General features: G+C 51.5%; 28 protein-coding genes. 23 read left to right on the forward strand and 5 right to left on the reverse strand.

The window, feature by feature from the left end:
* Positions 1–34 precede the first annotated feature (34 nt).
* From Hfont_RS14570 to Hfont_RS14580, 3 genes are all read left to right on the forward strand, one after another.
* Positions 35–829, forward strand: a complete 795-nt coding sequence (locus tag Hfont_RS14570; protein WP_112993139.1) for a ParB N-terminal domain-containing protein — start codon at positions 35–37, stop codon at positions 827–829.
* Between the two features lie 117 nt (positions 830–946).
* A complete protein-coding gene (locus Hfont_RS14575; protein ID WP_112993140.1) occupies positions 947–1,369 on the forward strand; it encodes a DUF2784 domain-containing protein in 423 nt (140 codons plus the stop codon).
* 229 nt (positions 1,370–1,598) lie between these two features.
* On the forward strand, positions 1,599–2,969 hold the full coding sequence (locus Hfont_RS14580; protein WP_241523146.1) for a putative bifunctional diguanylate cyclase/phosphodiesterase: 1,371 nt from the start codon (positions 1,599–1,601) through the stop codon (positions 2,967–2,969).
* 9 nt (positions 2,970–2,978) lie between these two features.
* On the opposite strand, the gene Hfont_RS14585 is transcribed toward Hfont_RS14580, so the two are convergent.
* Complete coding sequence (locus tag Hfont_RS14585; RefSeq protein ID WP_112993141.1) at positions 2,979–3,947, reverse strand: LysR family transcriptional regulator; 969 nt, start codon at positions 3,945–3,947, stop codon at positions 2,979–2,981.
* A gap of 95 nt (positions 3,948–4,042) precedes the next feature.
* Here Hfont_RS14585 and Hfont_RS14590 point away from each other — a divergent pair, with 95 nt between their 5' ends.
* From Hfont_RS14590 to Hfont_RS14635, 10 genes are all read left to right on the forward strand, one after another.
* Positions 4,043–5,254, forward strand: a complete 1,212-nt coding sequence (locus Hfont_RS14590; protein ID WP_112993142.1) for an MFS transporter — start codon at positions 4,043–4,045, stop codon at positions 5,252–5,254.
* Between the two features lie 169 nt (positions 5,255–5,423).
* Positions 5,424–5,813, forward strand: coding sequence for a cupin domain-containing protein (locus Hfont_RS14595; RefSeq protein WP_112993143.1), 390 nt, complete (start codon positions 5,424–5,426; stop codon positions 5,811–5,813).
* A gap of 43 nt (positions 5,814–5,856) precedes the next feature.
* Entirely contained in the window at positions 5,857–6,756 is a 900-nt protein-coding gene (gene bla, locus Hfont_RS14600; protein ID WP_112993144.1) for a class A beta-lactamase, read from the forward strand.
* 222 nt (positions 6,757–6,978) lie between these two features.
* Entirely contained in the window at positions 6,979–7,356 is a 378-nt protein-coding gene (locus tag Hfont_RS14605) for a Gfo/Idh/MocA family oxidoreductase (protein WP_112993145.1), read from the forward strand.
* Between the two features lie 343 nt (positions 7,357–7,699).
* Positions 7,700–9,247, forward strand: a complete 1,548-nt coding sequence (locus Hfont_RS14610) for an HDOD domain-containing protein (protein ID WP_112993146.1) — start codon at positions 7,700–7,702, stop codon at positions 9,245–9,247.
* Positions 9,248–9,340: 93 nt separating this feature from the next.
* Positions 9,341–10,102 (forward strand): transporter, encoded by a 762-nt coding sequence (locus tag Hfont_RS14615; RefSeq protein ID WP_112993147.1) that lies wholly within the window; start codon positions 9,341–9,343, stop codon positions 10,100–10,102.
* A gap of 80 nt (positions 10,103–10,182) precedes the next feature.
* Positions 10,183–10,428, forward strand: coding sequence for a hypothetical protein (locus Hfont_RS14620; RefSeq protein WP_112993148.1), 246 nt, complete (start codon positions 10,183–10,185; stop codon positions 10,426–10,428).
* Positions 10,429–10,524: 96 nt separating this feature from the next.
* Complete coding sequence (locus Hfont_RS14625; protein WP_112993149.1) at positions 10,525–11,169, forward strand: LysE family transporter; 645 nt, start codon at positions 10,525–10,527, stop codon at positions 11,167–11,169.
* 211 nt (positions 11,170–11,380) lie between these two features.
* Positions 11,381–11,782, forward strand: coding sequence for a DUF2721 domain-containing protein (locus tag Hfont_RS14630; protein WP_112993150.1), 402 nt, complete (start codon positions 11,381–11,383; stop codon positions 11,780–11,782).
* Between the two features lie 143 nt (positions 11,783–11,925).
* Positions 11,926–12,321, forward strand: coding sequence for a DUF2237 family protein (locus Hfont_RS14635; RefSeq protein ID WP_112993151.1), 396 nt, complete (start codon positions 11,926–11,928; stop codon positions 12,319–12,321).
* 101 nt (positions 12,322–12,422) lie between these two features.
* On the opposite strand, the gene Hfont_RS14640 is transcribed toward Hfont_RS14635, so the two are convergent.
* Positions 12,423–12,959 (reverse strand): DUF3617 domain-containing protein, encoded by a 537-nt coding sequence (locus Hfont_RS14640; RefSeq protein ID WP_112993152.1) that lies wholly within the window; start codon positions 12,957–12,959, stop codon positions 12,423–12,425.
* A 212-nt stretch (positions 12,960–13,171) separates the two neighbouring features.
* Between Hfont_RS14640 and Hfont_RS14645 the strand changes: the two genes are divergently transcribed.
* From Hfont_RS14645 to Hfont_RS14680, 8 genes are all read left to right on the forward strand, one after another.
* Positions 13,172–14,314, forward strand: a complete 1,143-nt coding sequence (locus Hfont_RS14645; RefSeq protein WP_241523147.1) for a GGDEF domain-containing protein — start codon at positions 13,172–13,174, stop codon at positions 14,312–14,314.
* A gap of 207 nt (positions 14,315–14,521) precedes the next feature.
* Complete coding sequence (locus tag Hfont_RS14650; protein WP_112993153.1) at positions 14,522–14,842, forward strand: hypothetical protein; 321 nt, start codon at positions 14,522–14,524, stop codon at positions 14,840–14,842.
* Complete coding sequence (locus tag Hfont_RS14655) at positions 14,839–15,711, forward strand: HDOD domain-containing protein (RefSeq protein ID WP_112993154.1); 873 nt, start codon at positions 14,839–14,841, stop codon at positions 15,709–15,711. The genes Hfont_RS14650 and Hfont_RS14655 overlap by 4 nt, the downstream gene beginning before the upstream one ends.
* A gap of 13 nt (positions 15,712–15,724) precedes the next feature.
* Entirely contained in the window at positions 15,725–16,693 is a 969-nt protein-coding gene (locus tag Hfont_RS14660; RefSeq protein ID WP_112993155.1) for a GGDEF domain-containing protein, read from the forward strand.
* Between the two features lie 76 nt (positions 16,694–16,769).
* Positions 16,770–18,203: an exodeoxyribonuclease I gene (gene sbcB, locus Hfont_RS14665; protein ID WP_112993185.1), complete on the forward strand. Its 1,434-nt coding sequence runs from the start codon at positions 16,770–16,772 to the stop codon at positions 18,201–18,203.
* A 90-nt stretch (positions 18,204–18,293) separates the two neighbouring features.
* Positions 18,294–18,683, forward strand: coding sequence for an MAPEG family protein (locus Hfont_RS14670; protein ID WP_112993156.1), 390 nt, complete (start codon positions 18,294–18,296; stop codon positions 18,681–18,683).
* A gap of 44 nt (positions 18,684–18,727) precedes the next feature.
* The gene (locus Hfont_RS14675; protein ID WP_112993157.1) at positions 18,728–18,997 is read left to right on the forward strand and encodes a hypothetical protein; all 270 of its coding nucleotides are present in this window, start codon (positions 18,728–18,730) and stop codon (positions 18,995–18,997) included.
* Positions 18,998–19,075: 78 nt separating this feature from the next.
* Positions 19,076–19,297: an RNA-binding S4 domain-containing protein gene (locus Hfont_RS14680; RefSeq protein WP_112993158.1), complete on the forward strand. Its 222-nt coding sequence runs from the start codon at positions 19,076–19,078 to the stop codon at positions 19,295–19,297.
* Between the two features lie 109 nt (positions 19,298–19,406).
* Here Hfont_RS14680 and Hfont_RS15270 read toward each other — a convergent pair whose 3' ends face one another.
* On the reverse strand, positions 19,407–21,506 hold the full coding sequence (locus tag Hfont_RS15270; RefSeq protein WP_277740807.1) for a methyl-accepting chemotaxis protein: 2,100 nt from the start codon (positions 21,504–21,506) through the stop codon (positions 19,407–19,409).
* 195 nt (positions 21,507–21,701) lie between these two features.
* On the opposite strand from Hfont_RS15270, the gene Hfont_RS14690 reads away from it, so the two are divergent.
* Positions 21,702–22,289: a 3'-5' exonuclease gene (locus Hfont_RS14690; protein ID WP_112993187.1), complete on the forward strand. Its 588-nt coding sequence runs from the start codon at positions 21,702–21,704 to the stop codon at positions 22,287–22,289.
* Between the two features lie 106 nt (positions 22,290–22,395).
* Positions 22,396–23,040 (forward strand): DsbA family protein, encoded by a 645-nt coding sequence (locus Hfont_RS14695; protein WP_112993159.1) that lies wholly within the window; start codon positions 22,396–22,398, stop codon positions 23,038–23,040.
* 43 nt (positions 23,041–23,083) lie between these two features.
* Here the strand turns inward: Hfont_RS14695 and phbB are convergent, their stop codons facing one another.
* Positions 23,084–23,824, reverse strand: a complete 741-nt coding sequence (phbB, locus tag Hfont_RS14700; RefSeq protein ID WP_112993160.1) for an acetoacetyl-CoA reductase — start codon at positions 23,822–23,824, stop codon at positions 23,084–23,086.
* Between the two features lie 73 nt (positions 23,825–23,897).
* A complete protein-coding gene (locus Hfont_RS14705; protein WP_112993161.1) occupies positions 23,898–25,073 on the reverse strand; it encodes an acetyl-CoA C-acetyltransferase in 1,176 nt (391 codons plus the stop codon).
* Positions 25,074–25,547 lie beyond the last annotated feature (474 nt).

Consider the following 25,547-nt stretch of genomic DNA (forward strand, 5'->3'; position numbering starts at 1 on the left):
GTACACTGTCGCCTTACCATTTTTTGCCTGACCCATGACCATCACCATCAACGAAGATCTGCAAGCCTATATCGATCCACTGACTACTGACGAACACGCTGCGCTGGAACGCAGCCTTCTGGCCGAAGGTTGCCGCGATGCGCTGGTGCTGTGGGGTGATTTGCTGATCGATGGACATAATCGCTACGGCATCTGCCAGAAGCACGACATCGCTTTCAACACCGTGCAGAACGAGTCATTCAAATCGATAGATGACGTCCACTTGTGGATGATCGACAATCATCTGGGGCGACGCAGCGTGTCGGATTTCCAACGTGGCGTACTTGCACTGCGCAAGAAAGAAATCCTGAGCGCACGCACGGCACAAGCAGCTTCTGAATCATCAGACGCTGAAGCTGCAACACAAGCCTCTGAAGAAAAAGCCTTGACGCGTGACATCATCGCCAAGGCAGCGCGCGTGAGTCCTGTGACGCTAGGTCAAATCGAGAAAATTCAAAAAACGGCTGCGCCTGAACTGGTCAGCGCAGTGAAAGCTGGCATCGTCTCGATTAATGCCGCTGCGGCGATATCGTCCTTGCCAAGTGAAAAACAAATAGAAGCGGTAGCCGGCGGCAAAAAGGAATTGCGCCAGGTCGCACGTCAGGTCCGCGAAGCCAAACTGCCACCGAAGCCGGAGCCGGTTCCACCGCCTGCCGATGCGACGCCCGATCAAATCACTATTCACAAATTGAATCTTTTGATCACTGAACTCAATGAAGAACGTGATCAATTGAAAAAGAAAGTTCAGCATCTAACCATCGCGCTCGCGGAAGCTCGCGGCGCGCACTAAAAGGCGATATCTCTCATGCAAGCGGTATTGGTTTGATGTGAGCTGCGGCAACTATTTGGGTGTTAAAGCGCGAAGTGTTAAATTGGTTTTGCGCTGATAACCATTCAGGTAGGTGCAATGTCCAATTCACTACCATACGGATTCCTTGCCAATGTGGTGCTTGCACTGCACGCCTTGATCGTGCTCTTTGTGATCGGCGGCTTGCTTCTCGTAATCCTCGGCAATCTTCGTTCCTGGCAGTGGGTCAATACACTCTGGTTCAGGCTGCTGCACCTGGCCACTATCCTCATCGTTGTCGCGGAAGCTTGGCTCGGCCTTGTCTGTCCACTCACCACGCTGGAAATGTGGTTTAGGGCACAAGCTGGAACTATTCCGTATTCAGGTGATTTCATCGAACACTGGCTGCAAACCATCCTGTTCTGGGACGCACCCTCATGGGTGTTCATAACGACATATTCAATCTTCAGTCTGGCAGTCGCAGCAACGTGGTGGTACTTTCCACCCAAAACAAAGAGACATTGGCACAAGCCAAGTGCCTAATCCCTCTATCGAGCGAACGTGCCCCAAACATCTACTGTCAATTGGCGGGCCAACGGCTTTGGATCGAGAACAAGCCACCCATTAGACGGCACTGCTAGTCAGTAATTGTTAACTCGCACTTGGTATCTTCAGTTTTTCTTGCCGCAGATTAACTCGCGGCGTAGAATTTTTTTAACTCAGGGTAATTAAATTTGGTCGTTGGCGATGACTAAGGGTTTTATCAATGGAGATGACTGCAAACTTGAACAGCAAGCAATCGCTACGTATGCGGCGTGCCTTGCTGTTGAGTTCTCTGGTGCTCGGAGTCATTTCCTTGTTTTGGGGTGCTTACTTTGTGAGCAATGGCAATTGGACCATGTTCCCCATCAATCTGATTTCCGTCATCGTTGCGATAGGTGTGACCTGGATTACTCTGCGCGGACACATTCGCACCGCATCCATCATCATGTTTTGTTACGTCTATGCAGTACTGTGCGTATTTTGCGTGCTGCTGGACGTACCCACGCTGGAAGCACCACGCTCCAATCACAATTATTTTTTGGTCATCGCACTCTTCGCCTGGCTGGTTTTCAAGGGTGACAAACCCTGGCTGCGGCACGGCATGACCTTGGCCGGTCTGCTCGGTTTTATCTTGTTCTCGAGCACTACCTGGGGCCTGCATACAGCCTATGCATTAGGGAATGATGTGCGTGTGGCTGGCACATGGATACACAACATCATCGCAACGGGCTTGCTCTGGACGCTGCTATGGGTGATGCAAGCCAATCTGTCGGAACGCAGTGTGATGGAATCCGATCTGCGCAAAGCGATTCGAGAAAATCAACTGGTCCTTTACTACCAGCCGCAAACTGGCGATGACGGGCGAATTGTCGGTGCCGAGGCATTGCTGCGCTGGCAGCATCCGATCAAGGGCATGGTATCGCCAGCCGATTTCATCCCGCTGGCAGAACAAACCGGATTGATCATGCCCGTAGGACATTGGGTGTTGGGCACCGCCTGTGCGCAGTTGATGGCATGGGAGAAAAATCCAGCCACCGCGCACTTGAGCCTGGCGGTGAATGTCAGCGCACTGCAATTCAAGCAAACCGATTATGTCAGCCAGGTCATCTCGGTATTGGATCGTTCAAACATTAACCCTGCCCTGCTCACGCTGGAACTGACAGAAAGCATGTTGGTGAATGACGTGAACGACATCATATCTAAAATGAATGCGTTAAAAGCCAAGGGCGTACGCCTGTCGCTGGACGACTTTGGCACAGGTTATTCCTCGCTGAATTACCTGAAAAAGCTACCGCTGGACCAGCTCAAGATCGACCAGTCTTTTGTCCGCGATATGCTGAACGATACACACGACGTGACTATCGTACGGACGGTGATAGAACTGGCGCACGGCATGAAGTTGCATGTGATTGCCGAAGGTGTGGAGACGGAAGAACACCGGCAATTTTTGGCTGATCTTGGCTGCCACTCATTTCAAGGTTACTTGCTGAGCCGGCCCGTACCGATTGCCGACTTTGAAGTCGTGGTACTGCCGCATAACGCCAAGGTTGACGCTGCAGCAAAAACCGCTCGCAGCGCGCTACGTATTGCGAAACTTTAGAAGTACAAGTTAGCGCTTCTTTTTTCTAGTGAGTACTGCGAAAGTTTTTTCTTCTATCAGCGGCATCATGGATCGTATCGTTTCCACAAACAGTCGCAGGCGCGCCGGGTAATAGCGCGCATACGGATAGACCAGATAAACCGGCAACGGTGCGGCACGCCAGTCGGGTGCAAGATGTAGCAAACGTCCCTGCGCAATATCGTCAGCCACTATCCACGCCGACACAATACCCGCACCCAAACCCGCCAATGCAGCATTGCGTAGCGCATACAAACTGTCGGTACTCATGCGCGGCCTGATCGCAAAGCGATGCTCTTCACCATTAGATTGTTGTGTGAGCGTCACTTCATCGCGGTAAAAGGTACGCAATGCCAGCCACGGTATGTTGTGCAAATCTTCCACTTTCAATGGCAACGACTTGCCTGCCACATGCTGCGGCGCAGCCACCACAATACGCGGAATGTCGAACAGCTTGATGGCGATGACGGATGGATTGTCGACCGCACCAACCTGAATCGCACAATCTATGCCTTCCGCAATAAAGTCCGGACGCCGATCATGCAATAACCATTCGACAGACACACGCGGAAAGCGGCCAAGATAATTAGTCAGCGGCACAATCAATTGATCCTGTCCGAACGCATGCGGCACCAGCACGCGCAAAGTGCCTTCCGGCTCATCTTGCGTGCCACGCAGGTCGGCTTCCATCGCCTTCCAGTTATCCAGCAAATCCTTGGCATGCGCGAAGCAGCGTTCGCCATCTTCGGTCAGCTTCATCACGTGTGTGGAACGCTGCAACAGGCGCAAACCCAGAGCTCGCTCCAAGGTCTGCAAACGTCGACTGACCGTGGGCTGGCTGGTTTTTAGCTGCTCAGCGGCGGCCGACAAACTCCCCGCCTCGACGATGCGGACAAAGGTTTGCATGAGTTCTATTCGGTCTACGCCGGGATTGCCGGATTGCTTTTCTGCTTTCGTCATACGTTAAGCGTATAACAAATGTGCATTCAAGGCTACTACCAAGCCCGTATCACAGAGAGGAAAATGCAATCCATCGTCAATACGGGAATTTAATCATGTTGGTTATTCAATCTGCAAATACAAGCACCACTAAGCCTGCACTGTCGGCTTCCCTGATCCTGCTGTTAGCAACCGGAGCCGGCTTGAGCGTGGCCTCGCTCTATTACAGTCAACCTATGCTGGGCGTGCTGGGTGCGGATATTCATGCCAGCGATCGCATGATCGGGCTGGTGCCGACGCTGACGCAACTGGGTTATGCGCTGGGAATTATGTTGCTGGCACCTTTGGGCGATCGCTATGACAGACGCAACATCATCCTGGTGAAAGCCGCCTTGCTGGCATTGGCCTTATTGTTCAGCGGCCTGGCACCTAACGTCACATGGCTACTCGCCACCAGCCTGGTCATTGGACTGACCGCGACGATGGCACAAGACATCATCCCGGCTGCAGCAACAATGGCACCGGAAGCGCATCGCGGCAAAATTGTCGGTACTGTGATGACAGGTCTGTTGCTCGGCATCTTGTTGTCGCGCGTCATCAGCGGCTTTGGTGCAGAACAATTTGGCTGGCGTGCGGTGTATGTCGTGGCCGCAGTCAGCGTCGCACTGGTGGTGGTCGCCATCTGGCGTGGACTGCCGCGCTTTCATCCTACAACGCAGTTGGGATACGGCGCGCTGCTCGGCTCCATGCTGGATCTGTGGCGTCGTCATGGCAAGTTGCGTCAGGCTGCATATGCACAGGGTTTGCTGGCAGTTGGCTTCAGCGCATTCTGGTCGACACTGGCGGTGATGTTGCACGCCGCACCATTCCATCTTGGTAGCGCCGCAGCCGGGGCTTTTGGTCTGGCTGGTGCAGCCGGTGCACTTGCCGCACCGTTGGCTGGTCGTCTTGCTGACAAGCGCGGTCCGGAGCTGGTGACGCGTCTTGGTGCAGGCTTGGCCGCCGTGTCATTTGCAGTAATGTGGCTGGCGCCATTGTTGCCGCCACATGCGCAAATCGTATTGTTCATCATCAGTGCAATCGGCTTCGACTTCGGCGTACAAGCCACGCTGGTAGCCCATCAAACTGTTGTGTTCGGCATAGATCCAGCATCACGCAGTCGCTTGAATGCGCTGCTGTTCACCGGCATGTTTGTCGGCATGGCAAGTGGTGCAGCATTGGGCAGCCTGATACTGGCGCAATGGGGCTGGGCCGGCGTGGTAACGATGGCAACCGTTTCATCATTGGCTGCATTGGCGGTGCGCATGCTAGGCAAAAAGAATGCTTGAGCCTGCTTCTCGCACGCAATCATTGTTGAGTGAAGTTGATGTGACTATGCGTTAGGATATCGCCTGAATCTTTACAGTCGATATCGCTCTTTACCGAATGTCTGCTATTGAAGAAGATAGCGAGCATTCGGTTTTTTGCATGCGGCCTTCCCTCTCATTATGAAATGCCATGACCACATTTAAAAACATCGTCCTCTATACCGACACTGACGGCCTCGCAAAATTTCGCGAAGAAGAAATCGCCTTACCGGGCGGTTCGCCCAAGGCCTTGCTGTCCGAGCTAGTTCCATCAAATGGATTCCAGGTGCGACAAAGCCCGCCGGGCGTGAGCAGCGACTTCCATTGCACGACGACTGCGCAATGGCTGGTGGTATTAAGTGGAGAAATGGAAATCGGTTTGCGCGATGGCACTGCGCGCATCTTCAAGGCCGGCGATCATTTTTTCTCGAACGATCTATTGCCTGAGGGCGCAGAATTTGACAGTACCTTGCACGGCCATCGCAGCCGCGTGGTTGGTGACACGCCGCTGGAAACCTTGTTTGTCAGAACAGGTAACTGAGTCGCTGGCAATAACTGAGCTCTAACTAATCACAGAAAATTCCATGTCCCATTTCGCACGCAGACGCTCACTTGTACTCGCTGCCATCGCCACTCCTTTTACTATGCCAACTTTCGCCAGCAATCAAAAGATCAGCGCAGCAAACAATGAGCTGGAAAAACTGGAAGCGTCTGCAAACGGGCGGCTCGGTGTCGCTGCAATCAATACCGGCAATGGCATGCGCGTGCAATATCGCGCGGATGAACGCTTCCCTTTTTGCAGTACGTTCAAGACCATTGTCGCCGCAGCCATCTTGCAGAAAAGCGCGACGGATAAAGGCTTGCTGGCAAAACGCATCCACTACAACAAAGACGAGCTTGTGAAATCGGGTTACGCACCGATCACGCAAAAGTACATTGCCGACGGCATGACGATTGCCGAGCTGTGCGCAGCCACTTTGCAGTACAGCGACAACGCGGCTGCAAATTTCTTGATGAAGGAATTGGGCGGACCGGCAGCGGTGACCGCCTATGCACGCTCTATAGGTGACGACACCTTCCGTCTTGATCGCTGGGAGCCGGAATTGAATTCGGCGATACCGTGCGACGAGCGCGACACGACGACATCGGCAGCAATGGAAAAGAGCCTGCAACAGTTGATGCTTGGCGACGCATTAGCCGTGTCGCAACGGGTGCAGTTAGTCGCTTGGTTGAAAGGAAATACAACTGGCGGCAAGCGCATGCTGGCAGGCGTACCAAAAGACTGGATCGTCGGCGACAAAACCGGCACCGGTTCTTACGGCACGACCAACGATGCCGGCGTACTGTGGCCAGTGAATGGAGCACCCATCGTTGCGGTTGTCTACTTCACACAAAATGACAAAACCGCTGCCCCACGCGATGACGTGATCGCTGCGGCGACGCGCATCGTGATTGCTGCGTTCAACTCAGTCGCTTCGACTTGAGTTCTTCGACATTGTTACTTCTGCAAGGGCCGCAATTTCGCTGCCGCTTTCCGTCCACTTTTTCCTCTTATCCAAAATCTGCAACACATCAAGAATAAATCTCTTGCCCGCTGTAATTTGGTAGAACATTTTGGCTTATAGTCAGGTGCACCAGAGCTGTCGAACTCGAAAACTGACAGCCCTGGATAAAAAAAGAAATTACATAAAGACTGCGGAGAAGACATGAGTAAACAAACAATTGCAATCGTCGGCCTGGGTAGAGTTGGTTCGGTTTTTCTGGCGGAATTGCTGCGCCGCCCCAACAAGGATATTGAACTAATCGCCGTAGCAGAAAACACTGAAACCAGTGGCAAGATCCTGGCCAAGTCACAGGGCATTGCGGTTCTCGATACCGATGCCTTGATTGCGATGGGCGAGAAAATCGATATTCTTTTCGACCTGACCGGCATGCCTGCAGTACGCAGAGAGCTGCGCGAAAAATTGTCGGACACGAATAATCGCCACACCATCATTGCGACCGAAACGATAGCCAAATTGATTTGGTCGCTGATTGCCAGTGATGTTGTATTGCCAAATGTGCATGGGCAAACAGGTTACTGACTCTGCAGATCAGCAAGGCTGATTGCCAGAAGGTAGAAGATTGTCGATATATCTCTCATCAAGAAAGGCAGAAAAAATTGTCACTCAACTTCTTCTGCCTTTTTATTCTTGAGCGCCATATCAATCGATTCCTGGACCATGCATCAAGAACAAGATAAAGAGTTATATGCGCAAGCAATAATCAGTTTTCATCCTCCATATTTGCGCACGCCCCCAACAACAGATATCGTTTTGATGCATGCAACGACACAAGATTTAACAATGAATCGCGACAACATCTGCGCGGGTTATTGATGTCGCGTGGTATGTTGCATTCAAGACTCAAATAATCGTTTATACAAAAATGCCAATATCCTTTTCTCCTGTATCCACGATCAATGCACGTGATGTTTTTTTGCAAAAAATCGATAAAGAACTCGATTTGCCCGCGATTGGAAATGCCGTAGCACGCGTAGTGCAAATGACGTCTTCCGATGAGGATGCGGTAGCAGATCTGACCTACTTCATTCTGTCCGACGTCGCGCTCACGCAAAAAATTCTTCGCCTCTCCAATACCGTCCGTTATCGCACGGTATCCGGCATACAGGTCACCACCATCTCCCGCGCGATTTACCTATTGGGTTTCAACACAGTCAGGGACTGTGCCTTGGCGATGCTGCTGGTCGAACGTTTATCCAGTGCCAAACACAGCCATGCAGTGCGGGCAGAACTGGTGAAGGCGCTGTACGCGAGCGTAATCGGCCGCGAAATGGCGCGCAGCAGCAAACGTTCAGGTGCCGAAGAGGCGGCGATTGCGGCCCTCTTTGCCAACATCGGGCAAGTCCTGGTCGCCGCGTATGATTATCCAAGCTACGCAGAGATTGCCAGCCTGGTCGAAAATGAAAAGATTGCGCAAGACGCGGCCGGCGTGAAAGTCATGGGTTGCAGCTTCAGCCTGATCGGACAATCTGTTTTGCGGGAATGGAATATCCCGGAAGCGATCGTGCAGGCAATGACACCTGCGCCCGGCGGCGCGCTGAAGCCGTCTCAAAAAACTCAGGAAAGAATGCAGCAAATCGCATCCTTCAGTGTGGAAACGAGTGGTGTGTTTTCCCTGAAAAGCGAACTGGCAAAAATCACGGCAAAGAATGCCTTGATAGCCAGGTTTGGCTCGGCCCTGAATATTACGAGCGATCAGCTCGCCGATTTGATCGAGTCTGCCGAAACCGAAACACGCATGCTGGCAGAAATCATGGGCTTGTCGGATACCGATCTGACAGAAGATAGTGCCAGCGCGCAGTCCGAGACTGCCGGCATCCCTAACGAACTGTTGATGAATCCGACGCCAGTCGCCAGCGAAGAAGGCGAAGAGCGACATCCGAGTGGCAAGCCCGTCAAGGCAAGGGACAGGTTACTGGCAGGCGTTCAGGAAATCATGCAAATGACCAGCGCTGGCCATGCACAGGCCAACGACGTCATGCTGCATATGCTTGAAACGCTGTACAACAGCATGGGCTTTCGTTTTGCCACGATCTGCCTGAAAGATGCAAAAACCGGCGAGTACCGTTCACGCATCGCGCTCGGTGAAGATGCAGCACGGCGCAGGGCTGGTCTGATTTTTACCCTTGGCAAGCAACGGGATTTATTCAGGCTATCGATGGAGAGCGATGCCGACCTGATGATTTCTGACGCCAGCGACACCAAGATCAGCGAGCTGCTTCCTGCCTGGCACCGCGAACTTTTCCACGACGCTCGCAGCTTTATTGTGTTGCCTATCATCGTGCAAAAAAATCCCCTTGGATTTTTTTATGCAGATCGTTCCCAGCCTGCGCCTGAAGGTGTGCCTTCAGATGAAACGGCGCTGATTAAAATTCTCAAGAGCCAGGTATTGGCGGCACTTGGGCATAAATAGACGAACCTGCAATCTTGAGCTAATTATTTTTTTGTAGCATGATGCGATCGCTCTCTCATTCGATTAAAACGCGTTAAAAAAGAAAGCCGCGCCATGCCCTTGAGAAAAATCATCGCGATTCTAAGTATCGCAAGCTGCAGTTTGCCGGCCATCGCCGATGACGGCCCACCTGTAACCCCGTATCGACCTTCCGTATCGTCCCCCGCCCAATTGCCTGCGCCCGGCCAGCTTGAACTGGAACTGGGTGGACTGTCGATGAAAACGAATGAAGAGCGACGCGACAGCGTGCCATATCAATTCAAACTCGCCTTCTCTGAAAACTGGGGCATCCTGCTCGGCGGTGATGCCTACGTTTGGCAGCGCGATCCTGATAATCGCATCAGCGGTTTCGGCGATACCAGCATCACCTTGAAGCGCGCATTCCTGATCGATGACAGCACGGCATTCGGCCTGGAATTCACCAGCAGAATGCCCAGCAGCAAAGACAAGCTAGGAAGCGCCAAGGCCGATTACACACTGAACGGTATTTTCAGCAAAGACATAGGCGACTTTCATCTGGACATGAACCTCAACACCACGCGCATAGGCGCACCGGATGCAGAAACAGGCCGTTCGCTGACCGGCATATCGTCATCACTATCGACATCCCTGTCAGAAAAATGGGGCGTGGTCGGCGAACTGTCAGGCACACACCAAAGCGGCACACCGAACAACGCACTATTCCTGACGGCATTAACCTACAGCCCGAGCAAACGCATGACGATCGACTTCGGCCTGGCAAAAGGGCTGAACAAGGATTCGCCGGACTGGGCAGTGTTCACAGGGATAGTGGTGCCGATTGCAAATTTTTGGTGAGCGGGCTCTAGTGATGCTGCTGTCATTTCAGCAATCGATGCTCGTCGCAAACCCGATATAGACCCAGGGAATCCACACAGATGAACAATGCTCCAGCATTGGCGGCTATGGGCTTCACAATACCAACTCCCGCCTATCTGTTTGGCGCGATATTGTTCAGTGTCATCGGTTACGCCGCTTATCGCTACGGTAAAAAAATAGAATTGATGCATCCCAAGTGGATAGGCGTTGCATTGATGCTGTTTCCTTATGCGATATCACGGACGTGGATGCTGTATCTGATAGGTGCCGGCTTGTGCGCGGCTTTGTATATCTTCCGCGCGTGATTGTTTGTCGTTTCATCAATACCACTGGATGCAGCTAAAAATGCGAGGTGACGAAACACGATAAACTTCAGCATTACGCTTTTACTGCAATCCATCATGACCCTCGCCCACTGGCTTACCTTCCTCGTCGCCTCCATCCTGATTGCAGTTTCTCCCGGCTCCGGTGCAGTGTTATCCATGTCGCACGGCTTGTCTTATGGCGTACGCAAAACGACAGGCACTATTTTTGGCTTGCAGTTGGGATTGTTATTGCTGTTGATTGTCGCAGGCGCAGGCGTTGGCTCTTTGCTGATGGCATCTGAAATCGCATTCAATCTCGTCAAGACGGTTGGCGCGCTTTATCTGATTTATCTCGGTTTTAGTCAGTGGCGTGCGAAAGTGGTGATGGCACCAGAGCTGCAGGCAAACCTCGGACAGACAAATGCACCGAGCTTGCGCAAGCGCTTTTTGCTGGGCTTTTTTACCAATGCTACCAACCCGAAAGGCGTGGTCTTCATGGTGGCCGTGCTGCCGCAATTCATCGTCAAGGATGCAGCGTTATTGCCGCAGTTGGCGATTCTGGCGGTGACGATGTGTACCATTGATGTGATCGTGATGCACGGTTACGCATTTGCCGCTGCGGCGATGCAAGGCTTCTTCCGCGATGCACATGCGGTAAAAAAGCAGAATCGCTTCTTCGGCGGTTTATTGATGGTGGTAGGCGCAGGTTTGTTTTTTGTCAAACGCAGCCCCGCAACGTAATCCTGTTGTCAGCCTTGGTCTTTACAATCAGGCCGTGGCAATATTGAGCGCCACAGTTTGAATCGACTCATCAAGCCGACGACTGTTCACACAAGCTGTGTGTTCGCCCTCCTGACGGGCGCACTTCTTGCGTTAAGGTCTTGTCTTACCAACATGCCTCGCCACAAGCGCAGACATGTATTTTCTAGACTAACCCTCACTAGATGAAATTATGGATCTGACTACGCCTGCTTTACTCTTCCCCGCCATCTCATTGTTGTTGCTCGCTTATACCAATCGCTTTCTCGTGATCGCGCAATTGATACGTCAACTACACGTCAAATATCAGGATGGTGCACGTGACGAGGTCACGCGACAAATATCCAATCTGCGCCAGCGCGTGCTGCTGATGCGGCGCATGCAGGCGATGGGCGTGCTGTCATTTTTGCTGTGTGCGCTCTCGATGTTGCTGGTTTTTATTCAACTGATTCCTATCGCAAAAGTGATTTTCGGCCTGAGCATTTTCATGCTGGTGTTGTCCTTGCTGGTTTCCCTGCATGAAATCACCATCAGCACCAAGGCCATCGAGATCGAGATCGAAGATATGGAACAAAGCCTGCGTAACCACGATTAAGTTTGTGCAAATATACGCACGGAAATGATGTCTGTTTGCAAGCGCAAGTCGGTGTCATTTCCATCTGCCTTCCACTCCGATTTGGGCGTATAGTTGCATCCTCAGACGCAACGTTTTAACGCCTTTTTCAGTCCAAATATCTTATGCCGCAAGTGACTCTTCCCATCGCCAAAAACGTGTTCGGCGAACCTCTGGTCCCGTGTTCATTCAAACCCGTGACCGGATATTTCCGCGACGGTTGCTGCAAGACCAATGAGGATGATGTTGGTACGCACATAGTCTGCACGGTGATGACGGCGACCTTCCTTGAGTTCAGTCGTGGTTGCGGCAATGATTTATCGACACCACGTCCGGAATGGAATTTCCCGGGTTTGAAACCAGGCGATCAATGGTGTTTGTGCGCCAATCGCTGGGTCGAAGCCTGGCGTGCCGGTGTGGCACCCAAGGTAGTACTTGAAAGTACCAACCAAAAGATACTGGAAATTGTCCGCCTGGAAGATCTGCGTGAGCACGCTTACGCAATCCCGGAAGAAGAGTAAGACTTTTGCTGCGTACGCGCACTGTACTCTTGGCTGGTTCTTGCATCACGATTCAGTCAGCGTCGCAAAATTTCCTATAGTTAGATACGTCAACAGCGGGATTACTTGCCCGGCATCGCATCCCGAATCGGCTTGACCGAACCGCAATTTGCACTCAGCCATTTGCCGCTGCTATCGGTACGATCGCTGAACGGCATTCCCTGCATCGTTCCCTTGAATTCAGAAGTCGTGCTGAAACTCTGATCGCTGGCGAATACGGTTTTGCTGATTCCCTTGCCTTTCATCTGCGCCCCGTCACAAATCATATCCATCGTGTAGCCATCGCTGGTGCGCTTTTGATTCTTCATCTCACAGCCTGATTCCTTGTGATTCATTTGCGGCAGGTTTTCACGCTCGGCCATGTCCTTCGTAATGCAAATCTTGTTAACGATGGCACCGCTTTGCAGTTGCGCCATGTCGACACCCATTTTGCGCATTTGCTCAATCTGCTCCGGTGAGATTTTCGGCATGTTTTTCATCGAACTGGATTGCAGCGTCACTTCCCACAAGCCCGGCTTTATGGTGCTACCGGCAAAGGCAGGAATTGACCACAACAGCGTAAGCACGGCAGCAACGGAACAAGCAAAGAATTTGGACATGATGGACTCCGTATGGGATGACCTTTACATCGTACATCCGGTTTTTGCGCATCACAATATGCGGTTTTCATGCTTGGCAGCACTAAATTCACCGAATAATGCTAGGTCACAGAAGTTAACAATATTTCCAAAAAGAATCGGCTAAACTTCTATCAGGACAATAAATACTCGGCACCAACACTGATAGGGCCACGTCCCGCATTGGATTCACTATGGATTCGCTAACTGCCGGCATCATCTTAATTCTGTTGCAAATGTGTATTGCGCTGGTGATGGCGGGCGTCTTTTTTGCAGCACCTACCGAAAAAAGCACACGTTACTGGGCGCTCGCCGGCAGCTATATCGCTTTAGGCGTACTGATCGCCATCCTGAATAATCGCCACCCGCGCGCCCTTGTATTGATGACCGGTGCCGGTCTGATCATGGTGGGTCTGATCTATCAATGGCACGGCATTATTGCCTTTTATAAAAAACAACCTCCCAAATGGACCTGGTTGATCTGCGTGATCTTCCTTGTTTTGCTGGGGCTAGCACTGCAGTTGAACGCAGCCAAACCGCAGATATCCATCCTGTTTACTGTCACCACCCTACTCCTGCACATATTGAGTTTCCATACAGTTTGGCAAGGACAGGGCGGACCGCCGCAAACATTTGTTCAACGCTTGGTACAAGGCGCGCTCATCCTGTTGATAGTGGGAAATGTCCTGAAGCTGTGGATCGCTGGCGTACAAATTTACGGGGGAGTAGTACCCGTTACCCGCAGCACTTTCGATGTTGTCGCAACCTATGTGATACCTGCCGCCGGCACCGTACTATTCTCTATCGGTTTGCTGCTGCTGTATTTTGAACGGACGATAGAAGAAAACCGCCATCTGGCTACCCACGACGAGCTAAGCAAGTTATTTAATCGCCGGGCCATCGTGGCGGCCGGTGAGCGCGAACTGGATTTGTCTATCCGTCTGCAACGCTCGTTGACGCTGGCATTCATCGATATTGATCTGTTCAAGCATTTCAACGATGAATTCGGCCATGTCGCCGGCGATACCGTACTCGCTGAAGTAGCCGCGATTCTGCAAAAAACCTGTCGCTCTATCGATATGGTCGGGCGTTATGGCGGCGAAGAATTCCTGGTCGTGTTGCCAGGTGTGGACCTCAGCGGTGCGGCGCTGATCGGCCAACGCCTGATTAATGCAGTGCGCGACTATCGCTTCCTCGGCGAACATCCTGTGACGATCAGCGCCGGCTTGGCTACTCTGCCGCTAGATGGCAATTGTTCATGGGATCAATTAATACGCCGCGCCGATGCCGCGCTGTACGAAGCCAAGGATATGGGACGCAATCGCTTCTGCGTATAAGGCAGCAATCCAGGGTTTTTCATCTTTTGCACATTGAACTATTGTTTTTCGAACCTTGCATTGCCATCCATTTTTCCATTCGTCTTCACTCTGTCTTGATCGTTCTTTCACAAGACGCTTGCATATACAACATCCAGCTATTTCTCGATAGATACATCGTGCGCCCGGTGGTAAGCTAAGCCAAAGAGAAAACAAGAGAGACACCATATGACCGCAATCAGCGCGCAATTTGCATTGAACGACGTCAAGCCGGACATGGTTCTGTCAGATGATCTGCTCGATCAGCAGGGACAAGTCCTGCTGCCCAAAGGCGCCACGCTGACGGAACATATAATCGAATCGCTGCACAGACATGATGTCGTTTCCGTCAGAATTGCGATGGGCGAACTGACGCCAGAGGAAGACGCGATACAGCGCGCACATTTTCAGGTTCGACTGGAACGACTATTCCGCAAATCGGATGACGAGCATGCAAACGGATTGCTGCATCGCTACATTCGCACTTTCCGGCTGGGAGAAGAAGCATGACGCATGCGCTGCCTGAGCCCAACGTTACGAAGGTATATTTCGATCAAGTCCTTGAACAAATCCGCGATTTGCCTGCGCTACCGGCCATCGTGCAAGACTTGATCGCCAGCGTCGGACCCGATGACATCGATATCAACGTCGTTACGCGCAAAGTCATGCTCGACCAGACGCTGGCAGCTAAAACTCTGCGCTTTGCGAACTCATCCTTTTACGGGACGCAAACCAAGGTCACCACCATTCAACAGGCGATTACGCTGATCGGTGTGAATTCGGTGCGGCATGTGGTGACAGCCACCGCACTGACCGGCTATTTCCCGGAAAATAGTTGTGCCGGACTGGATTTCATTTCATTGTGGCGCCATGCAATTGCAACTGCGGTATGCGCACGTGTACTGGCTCGTCATCTGCATGTGAATCAGGATTACGCTTTTACTGCCGGGCTGTTGCACGACATAGGACGTCTGGTCCTGGCAACCTATTTCCGCCGTGAATATGAAGCGGTGGTGGTCTATCGCAAGCTGCACGATTGCCAATGGCTGGAAGCAGAACGGGAAGTGATGGGCGTAGACCATACGATGGCAGGCGAGGCGCTGGCTGCACATTGGAATTTCTCCGATACGATTCGATTTGCGATTGCTGGCCATCACGAACCTGAAGGCCAAAAAGTACATTCGCTTGCATCCATCGTGCATATTGCGAACGCGATCACCCATGCGCTGGACATGTCGGGCGTGGAAGACGATCTGGTGCCGCCAGTTTCACCTGCGTCGTGGCAGGGGCTGGGATTAAGCGAAGAAATTTATCAACAAGTCTTCCTCGAAACAGAACTCCAATTCGATGAAGTAAGCCGCGTCCTGCTGGCAGAATAATAGAAAGAAGAAGTTGGAAGAAATTACGACCTTCGGAAAATCCGGACATACGATAGGCAAGCTGCATTTATTTGACGGCGTCACCGATCCCGACGTCGAGGCGATGCTCGCTCCATGCACTGTGCTACGCATTGCCGCTGACGAAGAACTGCCGAATATGCATGGCACAGAAGCGTGCGTCTATGTTGTCTTGCGTGGCGCGCTGATTAATTTTCTGGTCGTCGATAATACCCAACAGCGTCGCACCGATAAAATTTTGCCGGGCGAAAGCATAGGCGAATTGTCGGTACTGGACGAAGCAGTTCCCTCCAACACCATGACAGCGTTGGAAGAAACTGACTTGCTGATCATCCCGTCGCGCCTGATGTGGAAGCTGATCGATGAAGTCGATGGTGTGGCGCGCAATCTCTTGCGTCAATTGTCCTTCCGCTTGCGTGCGGCCAACGCTCAATTGCGGAGGCGTGAAAAAGTCGGCGAATTTTATCGCCAGCTATCAATGATCGATGGCCTTACCAGTTTATATAATCGTGCATGGATGAATGACAGGCTGCCGGCTATGGTCGAAGACGCGCATATCGCTGCTCGCCCACTGTCACTGATCATGATCGATCTGGATTATTTCAAGAAATTCAACGATGAGTACGGACATGTGGGGGGGGATAATGCACTACGCATCGCAGCCGGCGTCTTGAGCGCAGCATTGCGCCCCAGCGATTTCGCCATACGCTACGGCGGCGAAGAGTTGACTGTGATTCTGCCGGACAGTGATGAGATAGCCGGCAAGATGGTGGCGCAACGACTGTGCGAGCGCATGCGCAAAGCCATTGTCTTTGAAGATATGCATAAACCTTTGCCTCACATCACCGCATCGTTCGGTGTCGCCACACTGGATGCTCAACATGGTGCGGAAGATCTGATCACCCGGGCCGACGCTGCCTTGTATCGCGCCAAGGAAGCAGGACGTAACCAGGTTTCGTTCTAGCTTATCGATTTTAATTCCCGCGCTGTTTTAGCAAGAACTGCTCACTCAGCGCGTCATCACTTCACAGATTTTCATGATGTCCAAGCATACTTTTCTCTGGCACGACTACGAAACCTTCGGTATCAATACACGTCGCGATCGTCCGGCACAATTCGCTGCGATCCGTACCGATGCCGAACTCAATGAAATCGGCGAGCCGGTCATGCTGTACTGCAAACCTGCCAATGATTTTTTACCTGATCCGCAATCCTGCCTGATCACCGGCATCACGCCGCAAGTTTGTCTGGAACGCGGCATCCCCGAATATCAATTCGCAGCAGCGATTGAAACACTATTGTCGGAAACCGGCACCATAGGCGTCGGCTACAACACCATACGCTTCGATGATGAAGTGACGCGTTTCATGTTCTGGCGCAACCTGATCGATCCGTACGCGCGCGAATGGCAAAACAGTTGTGGCCGCTGGGATATCCTCGATGTAGTACGTACTGCATACGCTTTACGCCCGGAGGGTATCAACTGGCCACGCCATCCTGACGGCCGCCCAAGCTTTCGGCTGGAACAATTGACCGCCGAGAACGGTATCGCGCATGAAGCAGCACATGACGCCTTGTCTGACGTGCGTGCGACGATTGCGATGGCACGCCTGATACGCGATCGCCAACCGAAGCTGTTCGATTTCTGCTTTGCACTTCACAAAAAAGACAAGGTCGCAGCCGAAATTGGCCTGCCCTTGCGACGACCCTTCCTGCACATCACCGGCATGTTCCCCGCCGAACGTGGTTGCATCGGTATCGTCTGGCCGCTAACCGTGCATCCGACCAACAAGAACGAAGTCATTGTGTGGGATCTGGCAGCCGACCCGACCGAACTCGCATCGCTGGATGCGGAGACGATACGCACGCGCATGTTCACTCGCTCAGATGCCTTGCCGGAAGGCGTCAGTCGCCTGCCGATCAAATCCATCCATTTGAACAAGTCGCCGGTCGTTATCAATAATCTGAAAACTCTGTCGCCGGAAATGACTGCGCAGTGGGGCCTCGATGTCGTGACCGCATTGCGTCATGCAGAAATAGCCGCGCAAACACCGGACATGTCTGCCATCTGGCAAGATGTCTTTTACAGACCGCAGGAAGCTACGCCGGATGTGGATGAAGATTTGTACGGCGGTTTTGTCGGCAATAACGATAGGCGCTTGCTGCAAGAGTTGCGCGCCTTGTCACCGGAAGCAATGGCCAAGGCTAATCCGAGTTTTAGCGATGTGCGTCTGGAAGAAATTTTCTGGCGCTATCGTGCACGCAATTTCCCGCACACGCTTTCTGCAGAAGAAATACAACGCTGGGAAGAACATCGCGCAGCACGACTATTCGATGGCGAAGGCGGTGCACGATCGATAGAACAGCTGTTTTCTGAAATCGACCGTTTATCCGAAACAGCCGATGAGCGTGGCGAAGAAATACTCGGTGCCCTGTACGACTATGCGGAATCGATTGCGCCTGTGCGTGAATGAGGCATCACCATTTCAAGACAGTATAATTGTCGCGCACGCGAATTTATCTGCTGACAATTTAATGATGCCGCACTGTTACAGGAGATCACAATGAATCTTTCTTATTGGTGCGTGTTGGCGGCTGGCATCATGCCAGTGGCTACTATTGGAATTGCCAAATGGGGTGGCCGGCGTGATTACGACAACTCTGAGCCGCGGCGCTGGCTGGAAAAGCAAAGTGGTGTACGACGCCGTGCTGATTCCGCTCATCGCAATCATTTTGAGGCGTTCCCATTTTTTGCCGCCGGTGTTCTGGTTGCTCAGCAACTGCATGCACCGCAGGATTCAATTGATATGCTGGCGATCGCGTTTATTGCATCACGCATCGTGTACACCGGGTTTTATCTGACGGATCGCGCAACGCTACGCTCAGTATCATGGTTCATCGGCTATCTGATCGTGATTGGATTGTTTTTAATCGCCGCGTTTCAAGGAAGTTGATAGCTGAAACGCAGTATCTTTTTTTATTTCATTTTTAATTCCTTATGTCACAAGATCAAACATTTCAAATCCTGCACGATTCACTGAACGCGGTGCGCGAAAACAAACTGGGCATCACCGAGTTTTGCCAACTCTGGCGCTCGCAATCAGCATTATTGAGTTCACTGCCATCGCGCTATAACGAAGTCATGGAAGATTTGTTAAGCCGCCTGGAGGCAGGAAGTTTATTTACGGAAGAAAGTTGCTCATTCAGTCAGATCGACCTGTTGGCAACGCTCGATGTCTGGCTGGAAACAGCGCGCCAATCACAGTAAGTGTTGGCCATACCATTTGCACAGCAAGCACATCTATAACAATTGCACTCTCATCCAACTTTTAACAAGCAGAACACCATGCAACAACTTGAATTTGAATTGAATGACGAATACGTCGAATTGAACCAGCTGCTGAAACTGGTCGGCGTCTGCGATAGTGGCGGCGCCGGAAAAATGATCGTTGCCAGTGGCAAGGTCAAAGTGGATGGTCAAACCGAATTGCGCAAAACCTGCAAGATCCGTTCGGGGCAAGTCGTTGCGCTGGGCGATGTGCGCATCAAGGTGCTGGCGCCGACGTAAATCGCCATACAAGTACTGCCCTCAGTATTAAGGCAGTACCTGATAATTCGCCTGCTACAACATCAATGTGCCATCCTCTATAGCGCTACTCACGCTTGCGACACAACATTTACCGACGTCCGTTCGCGACTGCCAGCACCTTCTCCTGACGCTGTTCAGGAAAATTCGCTCTCATCTCTTCATGCGTCACGTTCAGCGTGCGCTTAGGTAGTGGCATGACGTTGTTATGCGTAATGTGAATCTCGTTAATCGCAACATCACTCCGGTCATCACTCGCCAATTTGAAGACGGCAACTGTCTCCGATAGTTTGAGAGTTTGCTCGCGCATGCTTTCTGCAGCGGCAGCAGCTTCCTCAACCAATGCTGCATTCTGCTGTGTGATGTCGTCCATCTGCCCGAGTGCTTGATTGATATGCTCAATACCGGTCTGCTGCTCGGAACTGGCTGCTGTAATTTCTTCCATGATGATGGTGACGCGACTGATGGAATCCACAATTTCATTCATCGTTTTACCAGCACTATCTGCCTGCTTGCTGCCGATCTCTACTTTCTCGACAGAACCGGCAATCAATGCCTTGATTTCCTTCGCCGCCATCGCGCTACGCTGCGCCAGATTGCGCACCTCCGCTGCGACCACCGCAAAACCTTTGCCCTGTTCGCCGGCACGGGCTGCTTCCACGGCTGCGTTCAACGCAAGAATATTGGTTTGAAATGCAATGCTATCGACCACGCCGATAATGTCACTGATCTCTCGTGATGATTGCTGAATCGCTTGCATGGTGTTCACCACTTGCGATACCACATCGCCGCCCTGCTCCGCGATACTTGAAGCCGTCTTGGCCAGCTTGTTTGCATGCTGTGCATGCGCAGCATTCTGTCTGACGGTAGTGGTCAACTCCTCCATCGCAGCCGAGGTTTGTTCGAGTGAACTGGCTTGCTCTTCGGTACGCGTAGACAGGTTGAAATTACCTGTTGCGATCTCGCTCGAAGCCAATGCAATCGTGTCGCTACCCAGTCGCACTTGCGAAACCAGATGCGTCAAACCATCGCTCATGCCGCCAAAGGCATTCAGCAATTGCGCGATTTCATCTTTACCGTGCGAGCTGGTTTTCTTGCTCAGATCACCAGATGCCGCGCGTTTAACGGCAGCTCCCAGACGTTGTACTTCTGTCGAGAATGACACATAGAATCCGAGCAGGAAGTACGCGGCGATGAGTAATACAGAGAAAATTGCCAGCATGATCATATTTCGATTGAACGTATCTTTTTCCAATCGCTGCTCCAGCAATTGCGTCAGCAAATTTGCCGAAGTATCCGCCGCTCCATACAAACCGTCTATGCTGGCATGGCCTGCTTCGGCAAATGCATTACCTGAAGTTTGATCCACCGTATTCAGTACTTCATTCCTGGCGCGATCCAGATAACTAATGGCGACAGGAATGGCGGCCTGTGCGGATGCCACTTGTTGTGCAAGCTGCGGACCTTCGCGCAGCAACATGTCGATGTTGCCAGGAATGCTGGCCAGATCGCGACGTGCCAGCAATATCGTCGAACCGAGCAATACTTCTTCATTCGCTTCCATCAAACCACTGTCTATGTAAGCGGCACCACGTCCAGCCACTTCCGACAAGCCTTCTGTAAGGCGCGGGAAATCCTTGCTGAACAATTCGGCCAGATAGTAAGTCGTTCCTTCCGGATCGTGCGTGAGCTTGCTGCGGTCGGCAATCAAGCTATTGAATCGATAAAGCTGCGCGATCAATGCGGTGTGTTCATCATAGATTTTTCTATCTTTTGCACCTGCAAATTTTCCTTGCAAGGTCGTCCAGGCAGTTTGGATTTCTTTCCATGCATCGCCTTCATACAAAGCTGGCTCTGCAATACGCATGACATCAAAGGCACTGATTTCCTGGTTGATTGCTTTTTCCGTTTGCTGCGCCTGCTGCTCTGCACCTGCATTACCCATGATGAACATGTGCTGGAATGCGCGATGTTTTTGCGTCAGCTGAATGATTTGCTGGACCTTGCGTACGTGACTGACACCGAGACGTTCCTGCTGCGTAAATGCGATGGATTTATCCAATTCACTCAATAGGAAAAAGGTCGCCAGCAATAAAGGGGTGACAAAAATAAACGTCAGTACTACAAATTTCGGCAACAAACGCAGACGCTGCATTAGTTTGATGGCGGGTGCCAGCAAGACATTTTTCATTTTGCACTTTCAGATGGGGATGCGAGAGCTTGATTTACCGAGTTCGATCCTGAAGAACAAGGATGGAAGGACCGTGCATGATTTCTTTGGTGTAATTTTGAAGTCGAAATATGACAAGCTGATGAATTGTCTTTTTACTCAGATGTGCTTGCGATCGAGTGCAGCAAAACGCTCCACCATGGGACAATGACGGCTATGAAGCCTTATGAAAAATTGATATTCGTCGATCTGGAAACCACAGGTGCAAACCTGGCCAATGATCGCATTACCGAAATCGGTATCGTTGCCGTACATCTGGATGGCGAAGTCGAGCGCTGGTCGAGTTTCGTCAATCCAGGCCAGCCGATACCGTCCTTTATTCAAGGTCTGACCGGCATCAGCGACGATATGGTGGAGACAGCACCTTCCTTCGAATCGATAGCCGACGTCGTGCACGAACGTTTGGCGGACGGCCTGTTTATCGCGCATAACGCACGCTTCGATTACGGCTTTTTGCATCATGCATTTGCACGCACCGGCCATGCCTTGCAGTCGGAAATGCTATGTACGGTCAAACTCTCGCGCGCGCTATTCCCGGAAGAAAAACGGCACAATCTGGATACCCTAATAGAGCGACACGGCTTGATACCCGAGGCACGCCATCGTGCCTTGGCTGACGCTGATTTGCTGTGGCAGTTTTGGGGGAAGTTAGTACGCGAGATGCCGCAAGAGACGCTGACAAATGCAGTCAAAAAACTACGGCAACGGCCGAATTTTCTTGTGCCATCGGACATTCCGCACTAGGCATCGAATTAGCAATCATCGCTGACCTGATGCTATGCTTTGAAGAATAAATTTGCGATCAAATCCAACCAACAATTAGAAGAAGCCGAGAAAGAGACCCAGACCAATGACAAAACTCATCTACATTGCCGATCCTATGTGTTCGTGGTGCTACGGCTTCGGACCTGAGCTGAAAACACTACGTGATGGCATCCCGGAACTACGTTTTGAAGTCATCGGCGGCGGCTTGCGTGCTTACAACAAGGAGTTGATGGATGAGGCGTTGAAGACAACGCTGTTGTCGCATTGGGGAAAAGTGGAAGAGACGACTGGCTTGCCGTTTTCCCAGGAAGCCTTGTCGCACAAGAATTTTATTTACGACACCGAGCCGGCTTGTCGTGCCGTCGTTACCGCTCGCATGTTGGCACCGGAAATTTCGCTCGATGTATTTCATGCGATTCAACATGGCTTCTATGCGGAAGCGCTGGATGTGACCAAGGGCGATGTGCTGGCAAAAATCAGCACCGAGGTGTTGAACAAGGCGGGGATCAATATAAGTGAGCAGGATTTTCTTGCGACTTGGTCATCGGAAGAAGCAATCACGACAACGAACAATGATTTTCAACAGACGCAACGCTGGGGAGTCACTGGCTTCCCTACGCTGGTATTGGAGCATGCTGGCGAACTGTATCTGGTGACGTCTGGTTTTGCACGAACCGAAGTATTGATTAAGCGCTTGCAGGCATTAGTCGATCAAACATCCGACTCATGATCAACAGGTTAGCCCGATGTAGATTCGGACTAACCGTTAAAATTCAATACATGTGTTGTCCGCCATTGATGGCGATATTCGCGCCGGTCAAAAATGCGGCTTCATCCGATGCAAGGTAAGCAACCAAACCAGCAATTTCTTCCGGCTTGCCCAAGCGCCCCATAGGAATTTGCGGCAGGATCTTTGTATCCAGCACATCTTGCGGAATCGCCGTCACCATCTTTGTTCCGATATAGCCAGGTGAAATCGTATTGACGGTGACTGCCTTGCGCGCGACTTCAAGCGCGAGTGCTTTGGTAAAACCGTGCATACCGGCTTTTGCAGCCGAATAATTGGTTTGCCCGAACGCGCCCTTCTGGGCATTTACGGAAGAGATGTTAATAATACGACCCCATCCGCGTTCGACCATGCCGTCGCATACCGGTTTGGTCATATTGAAAATGGAATCCAGATTGGTAGCCATGACTTCGTCCCAATCCAGTTTTTCCATCTTCCTGAAAGTCACGTCGCGCGTGATGCCGGCGTTGTTGACCAGAACATCAATCGGCCCTATCTCTTTTTCGATGAGGGCAACGCATTGTTGCGCAGAGTCGTAGTCGGATACATCGCATGGGTAAGCGCGGAAATTAAAACCGTTTTCCTTCATGCTGGCCAACCATTCTGCCGCCTTCTTGTTACCCGGCGAATAGGTTGTCACAACGGTATATCCGAGAGCGGCAAGCTTGATACAAATCGCTTCCCCCAAACCACCCATACCACCAGTTACCAACGCAAGACGTGTCATTTTGTGTCTCCTTGTCTCATCTATGTATTCGCCTATTTTTTGCTTATGTTTTATGCTTCTCCCTAAACAAATTTCATCGTTCTACAGCAAGCGCCACTCCCATTCCACCGCCTATGCATAAGCTGGCCAAACCACGCTTTGCATCACGTCGTATCATTTCATGGATGAGCGTCACCAAAATACGGCAACCGGAAGCACCGATAGGATGACCGATCGCGATCGCACCGCCATTCACGTTAATCTTGTTGGTATCCCAACCCATTTCGCGATTCACGGCAATCGCTTGCGCGGCGAAAGCTTCATTGATCTCCATCAGATCGAGATCTTGATGCGTCCATCCAGCTTTTTTCAAGCATAACTGCGCAGCCGGGACCGGCCCCATACCCATCATTGCAGGATCCACACCTGCCGACGAATAAGCTTTGATTTTAACTAATGGCTTGAGTCCGAGTTCGGCTGCTTTCTTAGCGGTCATCATGATGACCGCGGCAGCACCATCGTTAATACCCGATGCATTGCCTGCCGTGACTGTGCCGTCTTTTGAAAATGCTGGCCGTAACGCCGCGAGCGAATCTAGTGTTGTTCCATGCTTGATGTATTCGTCAGAGTCGACGATGACAGAGGCTTTTTTTCCAGCGATCTCATACGGAATGATTTCATCCTTGAACTTGCCAGCCTTTTGCGCGGCTTCTGCCTTGTTCTGCGATGCAAGTGCAAATTCGTCCTGCTCTACGCGCGAGATACTGAATTTTTTTGCGATGTTTTCCGCTGTCGTGCCCATGTGGTACTGGTTGTATACGTCCCACAAACCATCGACGATCATGGTGTCGACTAATTTGGCATCGCCCATACGAAATCCATCGCGCGAACCATTCAACACGTGCGGCGAGGCACTCATGTTTTCCTGGCCGCCAGCGATAATGATTTGCGCGTCGCCACATCTGATAGCTTGCGTAGCAAGATGCGTCGCCTTCAAACCGCTTCCGCATACTTTATTGATCGTGAAGGCCGGCACCATATCCGGCAAGCCGCCACGTATCGATGCCTGCCGCGCAGGATTCTGTCCGCAACCAGCTGTCAGCACCTGGCCAAGTATGACTTCGCTAATCGCGTCGGCACTTACGCCACTACGCAACAGTAAATCCTTGATGACATGCGCACCCAGATCCGCAGCCGGAATCTTTGCAAACGCCCCACCGAATTTTCCGACTGCAGTACGTCCTGCAGCAACAATAACGACATCCTCCATTTAATCCTCCATAAGGGATTGAAAAAACGAGCGTTGCAGTAAGCCTGGAACATGCAAAAAATCAGATAAGCATTAACTGGAATAGCGGCTTGTTCAACTATTCAGCAGATATCTATCAAGCTATCCAATATTTATCAAAAATGCAATACCTTGTTAAAAAATTATTGAAATATCTTTGAGAAGTTGAAGCTTGTAGGGTTCGATACATGTCCGCGTATTACGCAAGGAGATTATATGCAGATGCGTCGTATGCGAATAAAAATAGAGAAGAGAAAATCAAAGATTGGAATGGCTAGTTTGTGAGGAAGAGATGTTCATCCTCACGTGCCCATGCTGAACTGGCTAATAGAACATTAGAAGTCGGCAGCGTACAGTAAAGTAAGCACAGCGAAGTGGCGTGAGCGCACGCCATCTGCTGCCACACAGCTCCATGCAAAGCGATTTTCCAAAAGCAAAAACCCCCGACCAGATCAC

Source organism: Herminiimonas fonticola, from assembly GCF_003293745.1.
In the GTDB taxonomy this organism is placed as follows: Bacteria; Pseudomonadota; Gammaproteobacteria; order Burkholderiales; family Burkholderiaceae_D; genus Oxalicibacterium; species Oxalicibacterium fonticola.

Coding starts and splice junctions, on each gene's coding strand:
- Hfont_RS14570 (WP_112993139.1), top strand. CDS start 35: ATGACCATCACCATCAACGAAGATCTGCAAGCCTATATCGATCCACTG.
- Hfont_RS14575 (WP_112993140.1), top strand. CDS start 947: ATGTCCAATTCACTACCATACGGATTCCTTGCCAATGTGGTGCTTGCA.
- Hfont_RS14580 (WP_241523146.1), top strand. CDS start 1,599: ATGACTGCAAACTTGAACAGCAAGCAATCGCTACGTATGCGGCGTGCC.
- Hfont_RS14585 (WP_112993141.1), bottom strand. CDS start 3,947: ATGACGAAAGCAGAAAAGCAATCCGGCAATCCCGGCGTAGACCGAATA.
- Hfont_RS14590 (WP_112993142.1), top strand. CDS start 4,043: ATGTTGGTTATTCAATCTGCAAATACAAGCACCACTAAGCCTGCACTG.
- Hfont_RS14595 (WP_112993143.1), top strand. CDS start 5,424: ATGACCACATTTAAAAACATCGTCCTCTATACCGACACTGACGGCCTC.
- bla (WP_112993144.1), top strand. CDS start 5,857: ATGTCCCATTTCGCACGCAGACGCTCACTTGTACTCGCTGCCATCGCC.
- Hfont_RS14605 (WP_112993145.1), top strand. CDS start 6,979: ATGAGTAAACAAACAATTGCAATCGTCGGCCTGGGTAGAGTTGGTTCG.
- Hfont_RS14610 (WP_112993146.1), top strand. CDS start 7,700: ATGCCAATATCCTTTTCTCCTGTATCCACGATCAATGCACGTGATGTT.
- Hfont_RS14615 (WP_112993147.1), top strand. CDS start 9,341: ATGCCCTTGAGAAAAATCATCGCGATTCTAAGTATCGCAAGCTGCAGT.
- Hfont_RS14620 (WP_112993148.1), top strand. CDS start 10,183: ATGAACAATGCTCCAGCATTGGCGGCTATGGGCTTCACAATACCAACT.
- Hfont_RS14625 (WP_112993149.1), top strand. CDS start 10,525: ATGACCCTCGCCCACTGGCTTACCTTCCTCGTCGCCTCCATCCTGATT.
- Hfont_RS14630 (WP_112993150.1), top strand. CDS start 11,381: ATGGATCTGACTACGCCTGCTTTACTCTTCCCCGCCATCTCATTGTTG.
- Hfont_RS14635 (WP_112993151.1), top strand. CDS start 11,926: ATGCCGCAAGTGACTCTTCCCATCGCCAAAAACGTGTTCGGCGAACCT.
- Hfont_RS14640 (WP_112993152.1), bottom strand. CDS start 12,959: ATGTCCAAATTCTTTGCTTGTTCCGTTGCTGCCGTGCTTACGCTGTTG.
- Hfont_RS14645 (WP_241523147.1), top strand. CDS start 13,172: ATGGATTCGCTAACTGCCGGCATCATCTTAATTCTGTTGCAAATGTGT.
- Hfont_RS14650 (WP_112993153.1), top strand. CDS start 14,522: ATGACCGCAATCAGCGCGCAATTTGCATTGAACGACGTCAAGCCGGAC.
- Hfont_RS14655 (WP_112993154.1), top strand. CDS start 14,839: ATGACGCATGCGCTGCCTGAGCCCAACGTTACGAAGGTATATTTCGAT.
- sbcB (WP_112993185.1), top strand. CDS start 16,770: ATGTCCAAGCATACTTTTCTCTGGCACGACTACGAAACCTTCGGTATC.
- Hfont_RS14670 (WP_112993156.1), top strand. CDS start 18,294: ATGAATCTTTCTTATTGGTGCGTGTTGGCGGCTGGCATCATGCCAGTG.
- Hfont_RS14675 (WP_112993157.1), top strand. CDS start 18,728: ATGTCACAAGATCAAACATTTCAAATCCTGCACGATTCACTGAACGCG.
- Hfont_RS14680 (WP_112993158.1), top strand. CDS start 19,076: ATGCAACAACTTGAATTTGAATTGAATGACGAATACGTCGAATTGAAC.
- Hfont_RS15270 (WP_277740807.1), bottom strand. CDS start 21,506: ATGAAAAATGTCTTGCTGGCACCCGCCATCAAACTAATGCAGCGTCTG.
- Hfont_RS14690 (WP_112993187.1), top strand. CDS start 21,702: ATGAAGCCTTATGAAAAATTGATATTCGTCGATCTGGAAACCACAGGT.
- Hfont_RS14695 (WP_112993159.1), top strand. CDS start 22,396: ATGACAAAACTCATCTACATTGCCGATCCTATGTGTTCGTGGTGCTAC.
- phbB (WP_112993160.1), bottom strand. CDS start 23,824: ATGACACGTCTTGCGTTGGTAACTGGTGGTATGGGTGGTTTGGGGGAA.
- Hfont_RS14705 (WP_112993161.1), bottom strand. CDS start 25,073: ATGGAGGATGTCGTTATTGTTGCTGCAGGACGTACTGCAGTCGGAAAA.